Source organism: Allorhodopirellula solitaria, assembly GCF_007859855.1.
GTDB classification, from domain to species: Bacteria; Planctomycetota; Planctomycetia; order Pirellulales; family Pirellulaceae; genus Rhodopirellula; species Rhodopirellula solitaria.
In genome coordinates, this window is record NZ_SJPK01000002.1 from 108,838 (window position 1) to 123,746 (window position 14,909).

Genomic DNA, 14,909 nt, shown 5'->3' on the forward strand with positions numbered 1-14,909 from the left:
CAGGGGAGGTTTGGCGTTTTGCAAATCGAGTGGGCGATCAGTTCTCGCTGCTCGTCGCTTCTGCTTCGGCAGTTTCGCCGTCGCCACCGAGCAGCGGGAAGGATTCTTCGAGCGCCGACACGGGGGTCGCGGCCAGTTCTTCCAACGCTTCGCGGCGATAATTGACTTCGGAATCTTGGAAGATTCGGAAACCGGTACCAGCCGGGATCAAGTGACCGAGGATCACGTTCTCCTTCAAACCGACCAGCTTGTCGACCTTGCCGGCCAAAGCGGCTTCGGTCAGCACCTTGGTCGTTTCTTGGAACGATGCCGCACTGATGAAACTGTTCGACTGCACTGCGGCCTTGGTGATCCCAAGCAACTGGGTACTGGCGGTCGCACTCTTGCAGCGTTTGCTCTTGGCGGTCGCACCGCCCATCGCTTCGACTTCGGCGTTGGTCTGCTCGAACGCTTCCTTCGGTACGATCGTGCCCTCGGTGTAATCGGTATCGCCGGGGCTGGCGATCTTCACGCAACCACGCATCTCTTGGTTGGCACGGCGGAAATGGAACCGGTCCATCACGCTGCCGGGCAAGAGGTTCGTATCGCCGGCCGATTCGATCTTCACCTTCCGCAACATGCGGGCGATGATGATCTCACCGTGCTTGTCGTTGATCTCGACGCGTTGACTGCGGTAGACCTGTTGGATTTCATGCAACAGGTATTGCTGTACCGCCTCTTCTCCGGTGACCCGCAAGATATCGTGCGGAACCAAAGCACCATCGACGAGAGCTTGGCCGGCCTTGACGATATCCCCGGTGTGGACGAGGAAGTGCTTGCCGTGAGGCACGAGGTGTTCGCGTTCGATTCCCGAGTCGCTACGGACGATGATCGTCCGCTTGCCACGCTTGCGTTCGCTCAAGATTTCGACTTCACCGTCGACCTCAGCGATCACAGCAGGATCCTTCGGCTTGCGAGCTTCGAAAATCTCGGTAACCCGCGGCAAACCACCGGTGATGTCCGACACACCGCCGGTTTCACGGGGCATTTCGGCGAGCACGGTACCCGGCGTGACCTGGTCGCCCTCTTTGACCGAGATGGTGGCCCGTTCGGGCAGGTACTGAGCGTGCAGTGCCCGGCCATCGCCGTCTTCGATCACGAGCTGTGGGTGCAAATCACCCTTGTGATCGATGATCACCATCCGAATGTTACCGCTGGCTTCGCGGTCGACACGCATCGTCTCACCTTCGACCACGTCTTCGAAGCGGATCTTACCGGTCACTTCGGAGAGAATTGGAATCGAGTACGGGTTCCATTCGCAGAGAACCTGCCCGGCGGTGACCTTGTCACCCTCTTTGACCATCAGCGTCGATCCGGTCGGAATGTCGTACGACTCCACTTCACGGCCGCGTTCATCTACCAACATGACTTGGCCGTTACGGGTCAGCACCACGTCGCGACCTTCGGTATTGGTAACCGCCTTCATGCGAGTGAAGCGAACTTCACCGTCGCGAGCGGACTTGATGTCCGATTCCTCGACTTGCTTGCTCACGCTACCACCGATGTGGAACGTTCGCATCGTCAGCTGAGTACCGGGCTCCCCGATCGACTGGGCGGCGATAATACCGACTGCCATGCCTTCTTCGACCATCGATCCAGTAGCCATGTCCATGCCGTAGCAGGAGCGGCAAACACCCAGAGGTGCGTCGCAGGCCATCGGCGTGCGGACTTGGATCTTCTCCAATCCCATCTGCTCGATCTTGCGGGCGATTTCAGGCGTGATCATCTGAGCGGCGTCCACGATCAGTTCATCGGTGACCGGGTTGACGATCGCCTTCAAGCTGACACGGCCATTGATCGAATCGGACAAGGACACTTCGACCTTTTCACCGCGGTACACGACCCCCTTGGTGATGCCTTGGGTTGTGCCGCAGTCGTGCATGGTGACGACCACGTTCTGCGCGACATCGGCGAGCTTCCGAGTCAGGTAACCGCTGTCGGCCGTCTTCAAGGCCGTATCGGCCAAGCCCTTGCGGGCACCGTGGGTGGACGAGAAGTACTCGAGCACGGATAGGCCTTCACGGAAGTTTGCCTTAATCGGCGTCTCGATAATTTCACCGGTTGGCTTGGCCATCAAACCACGCATACCAGCGAGCTGACGGATCTGTTCAATACCGCCCCGTGCACCCGAGTGCGACATCAAGAACACCGGGTTGATGTACCAACCGCCCTCGCGGATATCGTTCTCCATGGCGCTCATCATGTCCGCCGTGATCGCTTCCCGAGCGTGCGTCCAAGCATCGAGGACTTGGTTGTATCGCTCCTTACCGGTCATCAAACCGCGGTCATAAGCCTTCTTATGCTTCATGACGGTCTTTTCGGCGTCCTTGATGAACTTTTGCTTGGTATCGGGCGTGACCAAGTCATCTGTTGCGAACGACAGACCGCTGCGAGTGGATTCACGGAAACCCATCTGCATCATGTCATCGAGCAGGTGAATGGTTGGCTTGCGGCCGAGACGCTGATAGCAATCGCTAATCGACTTGGCCAAGTCACCGCTACGCATCGCACGGTTGTAGAAATCCATCCCGTCGGGAAGCATTTCGTTGAACCGGACGCGACCGGGCGTGGTGTCGATCACGGCGCCGTAAACGCCTGACTCATCGTCGGTCTTGAGTTTTTGGAACTTAGGCAACCGCATCTTGATCCGAGTATGCAGCTCCACCTTGCCTTGGGCGAGTGCATAGTCGACTTCGTCGTATCCACTGAAAACCATCCCCTCGCCTTTGCGATCGGGCAGGTCCACGGTCATGTAGTAACAACCCATGACGATGTCCTGGGAGGGGCTCATGATCGGCTTCCCGTTGGACGGCGCGAAAACGTTGTTGGTACTGAGCATCAACGTATGCGCTTCGACCTGGGCTTCGATCGAAAGCGGCAAGTGAACGGCCATCTGGTCACCGTCGAAGTCGGCGTTGAAGCCCTTGCAGACGAGCGGGTGCAGATGAATCGCGTTGCCTTCGACCAGCGTGGGCTCGAACGCCTGAATCCCCATCCGGTGCAACGTCGGTGCACGGTTGAGCATCACAGGGTGATTCTTGATGACTTGTTCGAGGATATCCCATACCTCTTCATCTTTTCGCTCGAGCATCTTCTTCGCCGATTTAATCGTGTCGGCGTGCCCGAGCTCTTTGAGACGGCGAATGATGAACGGTTGGTACAATTCCAACGCGATCTTCTTCGGCAGACCGCATTGATGCAGCTTCAACCGCGGCCCCACCACGATCACGCTACGTGCGGAATAATCGACCCGTTTGCCGAGCAGGTTCTCGCGGAATCGACCCTGTTTCCCCTTGATCATGTCCGTCAACGACTTCAGCGGTCGGTTGGACGAACCGAGCACGGGCCGTTTGCAGCGGTTATTGTCAAAGAGTGCGTCGACGGACTGCTGCAACATTCGCTTCTCATTGCGAATAATCACCTCCGGGGCGTTCAGATCGACCAACTTGCGCAAACGGTTGTTGCGGTTGATGATCCGGCGATACAGGTCGTTCAAATCGCTCGTGGCGAAATTGCCACTATCGAGCAGCACGAGCGGACGCAAGTCCGGCGGAATCACAGGGATCACATCGAGCACCATCCACTCGGGACGGTTGTCGCTATCACGGATCGATTCAACAATCTTCAAACGATTGATCAGATCCTTCTTCTTCTGCTTGCTGCCGGTTTCGGCGAGGTCAACACGCAGCTGTTCCGAGAGTGGAACGAGATCGAGCTTATTGAGCAACTTGCGAACCGCTTCGGCGCCCATGTCGGCTTCAAAGGAGCCTGGGCCGTACTGTTGGCGCGCCGCCCGGTACTCCTCTTCGGTGAGCAGTTGCAGCGACTCCAGATCCGTTTCGCCTGGGTCGATGACGACATAATCTTGGAAGTAGATCACCTTCTCCAGCGAACTGGTCTTCATGGCGAGCAAGTTGCCCAACCGCGATGGCATCGCTTTGAAGAACCAGATATGGACCACGGGAGCGGCCAGCTCGATATGGCCCATCCGTTTCCGGCGAACGCGTGAATGAGTGACCTTGACGCCGCAGCGGTCGCAGATCATGCCCTTGTACTTCATGCCCCGATACTTGCCACAGGCGCATTCCCAGTCCTTCTCAGGGCCAAAGATTCGCTCGCAGAACAGACCGTCTTTTTCCGGTCGGTAGGTACGGTAGTTGATCGTTTCCGGTTTCTTGACTTCGCCGAACGACCAACTCTTGATGTCCTGAGGACGGGCCAATGAGATGCGGACCGAAGCGTAATCGTTGATGCGATCGTAGTTACTGGTTTCGCCAACTGACATGGAAGAAGCCTTTAGCTATTAGCTTTTAGCTCGTCGCATTCTCGCCGATGGGTTGCCGGCAAGATGATGCGTTGAGCAATTGGGAGTGGAAGGTTTCAAGCGATTGTTATCGCGATAAAGTCAGGCGATGCCCGACATTCAAATGTCTTTCGAAAGGTGCTATCTCACCCGCCCACCAACGCGCATCACAAGCAGCGAAGCGCGTGGGGCAGGACCGAGTCACCTCGAAGGCCGCTAGATAGGTCTCTTCTCGAGTTGCATGTTGAGTGCCAAACCACGAATTTCGTTGGTCAACACGTCGAAACTAGCCGGTGTGCCGGCTTCGAGAGTGTTCTCACCCTTGACCATCGACTCGTAAATCTTGGTGCGTCCCTCGACGTCGTCACTCTTGACCGTCAGCAGTTCCTGCAGAATGTAGGCAGCCCCATAAGCCTCGAGTGCCCACACTTCCATTTCCCCGAAACGCTGACCGCCGAAGCGAGCCTTGCCGCCGAGCGGTTGTTGGGTAATGAGCGAGTAAGGTCCGGTGCTGCGTGCGTGGACTTTGTCATCGACGAGGTGGTGCAGTTTCAACATGTAGATGTAACCGACCGTCGTTTCCTGCTCCATCGGTTCACCGGTACGACCATCGGTCAAACGGATCTTGCCGTGGGCAGGCAATCCAGCCTCCGCCAAGCAATCGTTGATTTCCTCTTCGACAGCACCATCAAAAATCGGGGTCACGGATTGGAAACCGAGTTTGGCTCCCGCCCATCCCAAGTGCGTTTCGAGAATCTGTCCCACGTTCATCCGCGAGGGCACGCCAAGCGGGTTGAGCATGATCTGGATCGGCGTGCCATCGGGCAGGAACGGCATGTCTTCGATCGGCAGGATCTTCGCGATCACACCCTTGTTCCCGTGACGGCCGGCCATTTTGTCACCGACACTGATTGTTCGCTTCGTCGCAATGTAGATCTTGACCATCTGCAACACGCCGCTGCGAAGCTCATCGCCTCGTTTCATCGCATTGAGTTTCCGATCTCGCTCGTCGATCTCGTTCTCAACGTTCTGCCACTGGGTCGAGTAAACCTTCTCAACGTCGGCCCGTTTCGCATCAGAAACCTGATCGAGAACTTGATCGAATCGGAACGTGGTGGCACGTTCGGCAACGAACTTCGGATCCTGCCCATCGGCGAGCGGGGTGCCGGTGGCATCCTTCAGCTTCGTACCGGCAGCTTCCTCGAGATCCCGCACGAGCGATTCGAACGTGCTAGCGATCGCTTCGTTCCCCTCCGTCTCGTGCTGCTTGAGCTCTTTCTCAAACGCCTTGCGCTCCTCGTCACCGAGGCTCATGCGGCGAGAGAACTTCTGCGTATCGATAACGATCCCTTCGATCCCCGAGGGAACCTCGAGGGAATCGTTCTTGACGTCCTCGCCAGCACGACCGAAGATCGCATGCAGCAACTTCTCTTCCGGCGTCAATTCCGTCTTGCTCTTCGGGCTGACCTTGCCCACGAGAATATCACCCGGTTTGACGTAGGTTCCCATCTGCACGATCCCGCCATCGTCGAGATTGCGGAGCGCCTTTTCCGAGACATTGGGGATATCGCGAGTGAACTCTTCACGGCCGAGCTTGGTCTCGCGAATCTCGACATCAAAGTCCTCGATATGGATCGAGGTATAGGTGTCGTTGCGAACCAGCTCTTCGCTAATGATGATCGCGTCTTCGTAGTTGAATCCGTCGAAGGACATAAATCCAACCAGAACGTTTCGCCCGAGCGCGAGTTCACCCAAGCGAGTGGCCGCACCGTCAGCAATAATCTGCCCTTTTTCTACCTTGTCGCCGACCGTCACGAGTGGCTTCTGGTTCTGGCAGGTACGTTCGTTGAGCCCCTGATATTTCTTCATCGGATAGTGATCGCTACCGACTTCGATGCGGGTGGCATCGGCGTAGGTGACCTTGCCCGACCGACGAGCACGCACGACCATCGCACTGTTCTTAGCGACCTCTCGCTCCATACCGGTCGCGACAATCGGCGGTTCGGCAACGAGCAGCGGCACGGCTTGCCGCTGCATGTTCGAACCCATCAAAGCGCGGTTAGCGTCATCGTGCTCGAGGAACGGAATCAAACCAGCCGAGACGCCGACCATTTGGGCCGGAGCAACGTCCATGTAACTGACCTGGTCAGGCAGCACGATCTCAAAGTCACTACGGAACCGGGCAATCAAGTTCGGTCCGGGAACGAGCGCCCCATCCTTGACCTCGGTATCAGCGGGAGCCACGTACGACTCGCCTTCTTCGTCGGCTCGCAACCAGACGGTCTGCTCACTGATCTTCCCGTCCTGAACCTTGCGGAAAGGTGTGATCAGGAAGCCATAATCGTCCACGCCAGCAAAAATTGCCAACGAGCTGATCAGACCAATGTTCGTACCTTCGGGGGTCTCAATCGGACAAATCCGACCGTAGTGCGAAATGTGAACGTCGCGGACCTCGAACCCGGCTCGCTTACGGTTCAAACCGCCAGGCCCAAGGGCCGACAATCGCCGTTCGTGAGCGAGCTGGCTGAGCGGATTGGTCTGGTCAACGACCTGAGACAGTTCACCACGACCGAAGAAATAATCAATCGCTGCTGAAACGCTCTTAGGATTGATCAAACTACGGGGCGTCATGTCCTGAGCGTCCTTGACACTCATCCGCTCCTGCACCGTCCGACGCAGCTTCAAGAAGCCCTTGCGGAGCTCTTCGCTGGCGAGTTCATCGATCGTTCGCAAACGACGATTCCCCAGGTGATCGATATCATCAATTTCGGCGTCGCTATCGGCGTCAAACAAGTCAATGAGATATCGAATCGCCGAAATCATATCATCCGGACGCAGCGTCATTTCCTGTTCGCTAACGTTCTGTCCCAATTTCCGGTTCAAGCGGAAACGACCGACCTTGCCCAAGCGGTATCGATTCTCGTCATAGAACTTCTCTTGGAACAGCGTGCGTGCTTTCTCCAACTGGGGCGGGTTCCCCGGACGCAGCCGCTGATAGATCCGCAGCAATGCCTCCTCGTGACTCGCTGTCGTATCTTCAGCGAGAGTATGGAAAATCAACGGCACCTTCGGCAGGTCCATCGCCTCGACGCTCTTGACGTCCGCGGCGCAGATCGTCTCAGCCAACTCGGCGCTGATCTTGTGCCCCGGCTCGATGATGATCTCCCCGGCACGTTCGTGACCGGACGGGTACACCACGTCATCGACACAGATCTTATTCTCGATCTTGCCCGCGTCTTGCCCGCCGGAGATCTTGATCGTCTTGGTTTCGTAGAACGCCTCGAGCAACTCGGCGTCGGTGCTGTACTTGGGGTCCATCGCCCGCAGCAGCATCGTGGCGGGGAACTTACCGCTCTGGTCAATCCGAACGGTCAGCGAATCCTTCTTGGTCACGTTGACCTCGATCCAAGAGCCCCGCTCAGGAATCACCCGGCACGAAGGCAACTTGCGGTCAGTCGTCGTGTCCTGTTCGAGCACGAAATCGACACCAGGACTCCGGTGCAACTGACTCACAACGACGCGTTCAGCGCCATTGATCACGAATTCACCGCCACCGAGCATGATCGGCAGGTCCCCGAGGTACACCTCTTCCTCGATCGGCTCCTCCCGATTGAGCTGCAACCAAACCCGCAGCGGACGCCCGTAGGTCAACCGCAACTGGCGGCATTCCTGAACCGTGTAGCGAGGCTTGCCAAGCTCATAGCGCAGGTAATCGAGCGTGGTGTTGCCGTCATAGCTGCTGATCGGGAAAATCTCTTTCAGCACCGACTCCAATCCTTGATCCTTCCGCTCCGTGCTCACCGCATCAGCCTGCAAGAAGGCGGAATACGAGGCTGTCTGCAGGGCGGTAAGATCAGGCAACTCGAACTGGCCAAGGCCGGTTCCAAAGTTACGGACACTGGTGGGCTCGAGTCGACGCTGGGTGGTGGTTGCCATCGAGAGGGAAGCTCCTTCGCGGGGAAGAACAAAATCACCACGCACCCGAGCCAGAATCTGCCACCATTCGGGTGCGGCCAGATTCATTCCACGTCGGAAGCGAGTGAGATGACTAAACTTAAGTTTGGCTATCGAAACCGGCGATAAACTTGTGCAGGACCGCACACCGCGGGGCAATCTCTACAAAAATAGCCCAATCGACTCCACTCCTCACGCTCATGCCTAGGGGCAATCAGCGGGAAATGGAAACGAAAACCTCTCAGGAAACGAATCAGGCTTGCCGTGGAGGGCACAATTCCACGAAAAGTTTGCATCCGAAGAGAAAGACAGCAGAAGTGATGGCGCGCGTTGTGGGATACCGGGTAGCGATAGTCGAAAGTGAAATGTAACCCCATTTTCCGAATCCGCAAAGGGCAACACCTCGATTTTGGTCCTGTTTGTGCTCTAGCTTGCCGACTCGCCCCCCCGTGCAGAGCCAAATTCACGCCATTTCACACAAAATTGCATGTTTTTGGCACGCCAACACTCTCGCCCGAACTCTCTGATTCAATGGGGCCGGAAAACCGCGTCTGCCCCACCCGCCGCCGATCTCGCTAATTTTTCTCAGCCTCTCGCCTTTTTGCTGCTCACGCCATGAAATTCCCTCGATCTTCCGGCGTCCTCCTTCATATTACCAGCCTGCCGGGGGCAGGGGACACAGGGGACCTCGGGGCCGAAGCCTACCGCTTCGTCGACTTCCTGGCCGCCGCGGGACAGCGTCTCTGGCAGATCCTCCCGCTCTCCCCACCGGCCCAAGGCGATTCACCCTATAGCGCCTATTCTGCCTTCGCGGGCAATCCATTGATGATCAGCCTCACAGGACTGGTCGAAGACGGCTTGCTCGAGCAGGCCGATGTGGCCCCCGCCGCCACAGCGAAGGGCTCGGAGCAAACCAACGCACCGAGAACTCCTGACCAATGCGACTTTACGGCAGCTGCCGAACACAAAGAGGCTGCATTGACCAAGGCATTTGACCGGTTCCAGAACACGGCGTCCCACCCTCTCCGCGCCCCGCTACTGGCATTCTGCAAAAAGCAAGCTCGGTGGTTGGACGAGTTCTCTCGCTTCGAAGCCATCATGCGGCATTTCGACGATGCCAATTGGTCTCGTTGGCCCAGCGATCTGGTCACGCGAGAACCCGCCGCCCTGGCGCACTGGGACGAGGAACTCGCCGAACCAATACAGTACTCTCGGTTCAAACAGTTCCTCTTCGATCGCCAGTGGCATGCGTTGAAACAGTACGCGGGAGAACGGGACGTCCAAATTTGTGGCGACATGCCGATCTTCGTCGCGTATGAAAGCGTCGATGTCTGGGCCAACCAACCGCTCTTCGCTGTCGATTCGTCAGGCCAACCCACTCTCGTTGCCGGCGTGCCCCCGGACTACTTCAGCAAAACGGGACAACTCTGGGGCAACCCCCAGTACAACTGGGAAGCCCTCGAGAAAACGCACTTCCGCTGGTGGACCGAGCGTTTCGGCGAAGCTCTGCGGCAATTCGACCTCCTCCGCGTCGACCATTTCCGGGGCTTCGAAGCCTACTGGGCAGTCCCCGCGACCGCGAAAACAGCGGTTTCGGGATCTTGGATCCCTGGACCGGGCGCCAAACCGTTCGACGCCGCCCGCGAGTCACTCGGCGAACTACCCTTCATCGCCGAAGACCTCGGCCTGATTACCGAAGGGGTCCACCAACTCCGACAACAACTCGGATTCCCCGGCATGCGAGTGCTCCAATTCGGGTTCGATCAGTTCGAAGATGACTTCCACCGCCCCAACACCTACCCAGAGGATTCGGTTGCCTACACAGGCACACACGATAACGACACCCTCGTCGGCTGGCTCAACGCTAGAAAACCGGCCGACCCCGATCCACTGGGCCAATGGATCGAGACGCACCAGCGTCCCGATAACGAACCGATCCACTGGCAACTGATCGACGCTGTCGAACAGTCCGCCAGCAGCATCGCGATCATCCCGATGCAGGACCTGCTCGGCCTGGACAACTCAGCCCGCATGAACATTCCCGGCCAAGCAACAGGAAACTGGACCTGGCGATTAACCGCCTCCGCGATCACGGACGAATTGACCGACAAGCTGAAAGAGACGACCGAGCGGGCAGGGCGCTAGAGACCAACGGCTTGGCGTTGGCCGACCGGGCTGTCGATTCAATGAGCCGAGACGCGTAAGCGGCCGGGTAGGCGGCGTTACCCGGGGCCTTACCGGCGAATGGCACTTACTTTAGTTCGCGAGGCGGTCTTGATAACCCGACGCGTGACGTCATGTTGATTACCCACAAGCCTTCGTACGCCGAAGGCGTTTTAGAAAATAGCCGGTGGTTTGAGCGCAAGCGAACACCACCAGAAACACCCGTGCCAACCCCGAATGGGGCTGAAGATCATTCATGACGAGGTCTGCGACCCACTTCGGGGTCGACGCTCCATCTTCAACGAACGAACGTAGGGGGCGCTGCGCTGACCTACGGCTATTTTCTATCATCCCTTTCGGGATACTTGGATTGAGAGGACTACGGGTTTGAGAGGACTCGTCGCCTCGTCCACTACGGGACTGCGTTCGTTAGCCCTCTTGCTTCTTCTCTGCTTTCTTGTAGGCCTTGGCGAAGGCTTTTTCGCTAAAGACGATCTCTGAAGCCTCTTTGTCTTCTGCCCCCTCGACCTTGGCCTTGCAATTCTTGCAGCAGAACCCAACCTTCGTGCCGTCGACCTTGATCATGGTCTCTGGATTCAACTTACCACCACTGATCGGGCAAGCTTTCTGCACGTATTGGTGCGTTTGAACGAGCTGGCGGTTGGCCTGGGTGGTGAATTTCTTGGGCTCCTTCGCAAACTTCCCAGCACATCCGCCGCAACAGAAGTACACCTTGCCTTTCTTGAAGTCCACGGACTTCTCCGCTTTGGCTTCGCCGTCAGCGACGGCGCACTTGACACCTTCCAATTCGACCTTGTCAGACGCCTTCTCCCCCGCAGCAAACACAGAAGCGGAGGCGACCAGAAGCACAGCAAAACTAAAAAACAGACGATTCTTCATTGATTCACTCTCGAGAAAGGGGACTCAGGGGCGGTTCAGACACAGATCGCCTGACCGGAATGATACGGGTTATCCAACATCAGCCTAAGCCAGCGGAGGGGTGAAAGTCAAATTTATTAATCTGGCTAGTCGCCAGCGAAAGCATTCTGCTAGTCTTCCCGCCATTGGCTACGACATCAGTCAAACCTTGAGGCCGTTCCTTCCGCTCGATGGAGTGAACCTGCCTCAAATGCCGATGACAACAAGGAACGTGATAGCAGGATGCGGCGGATTCCTCAAATGAGATTCCGCCGTTTCCGATGGATCGCGAGAACAGCAACGGATTTCGCTGAAGAGGAAATGAGATGAATACGCCACGACGCCAATTTTTGGGCTTGAGCACAGGTCTGCTTACCGGTGGTCTGATTTCCAGCATCGCGTCCCGCGCCGCTGCCCAGTCTCCGGCCGGCCCATCCAACTGGGCCAACCCTGTCCATCGGGTCGCCAACGCGACGATGTCGGCAGCGAAAACAACCGTCCCCAAAGAGGAACCGGGTAAGGAAGCATTGCGACGCGGCCTCGACATGGCGCGACAGGCGTTGGAGATCTCACGCAATGACATCCGCGACTACACCGCGATCCTAGTCAAGCGTGAACAGATCGACGGCACCGTTGGCGATCATGAGTACATGATGATCAAGGTCCGAAACCGCAAAGTATCCGGCGGACAACTGATTCAGCCCTTCAGCGTGTATATCGGCTTCCTCAAACCCGCGGCCGTGAAAGGCCGTGAAGTCATCTACGTCGAGAACCGCAACGATGGCAAAATCGTCGCGCACGAGGGCGGCTTCAAAGGCCGGTTCCTTCCCACGGTGAACCTTCCCGTCGACGGCATGCTCGCAATGCGTGGCCAACGCTACCCACTGACTGAAATCGGCGTCGAAAAGATGATCGTGAAACTCATCGAGCGAGGCGAAAAAGCCTTGCGGCACGAAGATGTGACCTGCGAATTCCGCAAAGGCGCAAAACTGAAAGATCGTGTTTGCACCGTGCTCGAAGTCACCCAGCCCACACAGCGCCCCGATGCGGAATTCTACCAAGCCCAAGTGTTCATGGACGACCAACTGAACATGCCCATCCGCTACGTCGCTTATCACTGGCCCGACCAACCCGGCGGTCAAGGCGAAGTGATCGAGGAGTACAACTACCTCAATCTCAAGGTCAACGTGGGACTGACCGATGCCGACTTTGACCCCGCCAACAAAGAATACAACTTTTATTCGTAGGCGATTGTCGACCGACGGCTCCGACCGTCGCGAGAAGGATACACGCCCGGCCCAGCTCAGACGGGCGGAGCCGTCTGGCTACTTTGTCGACCGACGGCTCCGACCGTCGCGAGAAGGATACACGCCCGGCTCAGCTCTGACGGGCGGAGCCATCTGGCTACCTTGTCGACCGACGGCTCCGACCGTCGCGAGAAGGATACACGCCCGGCTCAGCTCAGACGGGCGGAGCCGTCTGGCTACTTTGTCGACCGACGGCTCCGACCGTCGCGAGAAAGGGCACACGCCCGGCTCAGCTCAGACGGGCGGAGCCGTCTGGCTACCTTGTCGACCGACGGCTCCGACCGTCGCGAGAAGGATACACGCCCGGCTCAGCTCAGACGGGCGGAGCCGTCTGGCTACTTTGTTGACCGACGGCTCCGACCGTCGCGAGAAAGAATACACGCCCGGCTCAGCTCAGACGGGCGGAGCCGTCTGGCTACTTTGTCGACCGACGGCTCCGACCGTCGCGAGAAAGGACACACGCCCGGCTCAGCTCAGACGGGCGGAGCCGTCTGGCTACTTTGTCGACCGACGGCTCCGACCGTCGCGAGAAAGGGCACACGCCCGGCTCAGCTCAGACGGGCGGAGCCGTCTGGCTACTTTGTCGACCGACGGCTCCGACCGTCGCGAGAAAGGACACACGCCCGGCCCAGCTCTGACGGGCGGAGCCGTCTGGCTACTTTGTCGAACGACGGCTCCGACCGTCGCGAGAAAGGACACACGCCCGGCTCAGCTCAGACGGGCGGAGCCGTCTGGCTACTTTGTTGACCGACGGCTCCGACCGTCGCGAGAAGGATACACGCCCGGCCCAGCTCAGACGGGCGGAGCCGTCTGGCTACTTTGTCACCAACTCGCGTTTGACTTTCTCGATCGCTTGCAAGCGCAGCTCGTTGTTCTCGGCGGGAAAGCCGATCGCCTGGACGACAAACCCGAATTTGGGATGGAGAGCGCTCTCGTCCAAGTCGAAATCAGCTAGGGACTGGTCACTCAACAGCACGATCGTGGCCATGGCGGAATCTCTCAGCTGAGGCTCGATCACGTTCCCTGCGAAATACTGCAGATCGCTGGCGGCCCGCTCGTCATCGAGGAACTTGGCGACCGCAGCGACATGACTGACGTCGCCGAATCGCGCGACCGCTTGCATGGCCATGGCAAGTGTTGGAGGATCGGTCGATTTTTGCAGCGTTTCCAAGGCTAGCGGCAGCGATTCAGACAGATCACAATTCAATGCGAACCACAGCATTTTTTGAAGATCTCGAATATCACCGCGAGTCGCCCAGCCACCGAGCAGAGCGCGAAACAATCCTGAGAGCTGAGCATCCTGCAACAAAATCGCAGTAGCCTCTCGCTGCAAGACGCTAAACAAAGCATCCTCTTCGACCTGGCTGACGGGCATGTCCCGGTCGTTGGCGAGCAATAACAACGTGATCACATCGGCCTCGGTCGGCAACCGCTGCTCGACATACATCCCACGCTGGATCTCAATAATCGTGGCTCGGAACGCCGCCGATCGATCTGCGGTCGCCCCCTCGAGGGCCGCCGCAGCGGATTCATGCCGCAGCACGATCTCCACAAACAATTCACGCACGCGGCCCCCGTCACCGAGGATCGTGCGAGCGACGTCCCAGCCTTCCATGGGGACGTCCTGCCCAGCCAAGAACGCATCGATACGCCCCGCATTTTCAGTGCTGGCGATCCCGTCAGCGACATCGCGGGCGCGGACGCGAACCTCGAGGTCCGCATGCTCCTCGGCGGCGAGACGCAAGTCCGGTAACGCCGGCTTGCCGAGCGCTCGCAGTTTGGCGGTCGCCTTTTCACGGACCGCGAACTCCGTCCAACCGAGCTGGTCGACCCACTGCGAGACCTCATTCGGGCCCGCCGACTCTGCCCCACTGGCCGCATCACCCTCCTCATCCGGCCCACCCTCTGCCTGTGGGCCCGGGGCGACATCGCGGGCTTGCTCGCGAAAAACGGCTGCAATTTGATCGCCGGCGAGATGTGGCTGTGAGAACGTCGCGATCCCCTGGGCAGGCTGCGGGGACGCCGCTGGCGATGGGGACACCGCTGGAGTTTCCTGGGCCACCAAGTGCACAGCGGGCGTGAAGGCCAATGCAAACAGAGTGATCGCGAGCCATGATTGTTCGCCCCCTCGTTGGTTTCTACCTACCATCTTTTTGATCCACTACAACTGACGCGTTCCAACCCCTATCCTCACGCAGCCCACCGCTCGGCAGGCCAACGCCACA

At 58.2% G+C, this 14,909-nt stretch carries 6 protein-coding genes; 2 read left to right on the plus strand and 4 right to left on the minus strand.

The annotated features are described in order from the left end of the window. Nucleotides 1-37: 37 nt before the first annotated feature. Nucleotides 38-4,324 (minus strand): DNA-directed RNA polymerase subunit beta', encoded by a 4,287-nt coding sequence (gene rpoC, locus CA85_RS03870; RefSeq protein WP_146390009.1) that lies wholly within the window; start codon nt 4,322-4,324, stop codon nt 38-40. Between the two features lie 234 nt (nt 4,325-4,558). Next, nucleotides 4,559-8,278 (minus strand): DNA-directed RNA polymerase subunit beta, encoded by a 3,720-nt coding sequence (rpoB, locus tag CA85_RS03875; protein ID WP_146390010.1) that lies wholly within the window; start codon nt 8,276-8,278, stop codon nt 4,559-4,561. 633 nt (nt 8,279-8,911) lie between these two features. Between rpoB and malQ the strand changes: the two genes are divergently transcribed. Continuing rightward, entirely contained in the window at nt 8,912-10,441 is a 1,530-nt protein-coding gene (malQ, locus tag CA85_RS03880; RefSeq protein WP_146390011.1) for a 4-alpha-glucanotransferase, read from the plus strand. A 447-nt stretch (nt 10,442-10,888) separates the two neighbouring features. On the opposite strand, the gene CA85_RS03885 is transcribed toward malQ, so the two are convergent. After that, nucleotides 10,889-11,359, minus strand: a complete 471-nt coding sequence (locus CA85_RS03885) for a hypothetical protein (protein WP_146390012.1) — start codon at nt 11,357-11,359, stop codon at nt 10,889-10,891. Between the two features lie 344 nt (nt 11,360-11,703). Here CA85_RS03885 and CA85_RS03890 point away from each other — a divergent pair, with 344 nt between their 5' ends. Further along, the gene (locus CA85_RS03890) at nt 11,704-12,624 is read left to right on the plus strand and encodes a DUF1571 domain-containing protein (protein WP_146390013.1); all 921 of its coding nucleotides are present in this window, start codon (nt 11,704-11,706) and stop codon (nt 12,622-12,624) included. Between the two features lie 874 nt (nt 12,625-13,498). Here the strand turns inward: CA85_RS03890 and CA85_RS03895 are convergent. Then, nucleotides 13,499-14,833, minus strand: coding sequence for a hypothetical protein (locus CA85_RS03895; protein ID WP_146390014.1), 1,335 nt, complete (start codon nt 14,831-14,833; stop codon nt 13,499-13,501). Nucleotides 14,834-14,909 lie beyond the last annotated feature (76 nt).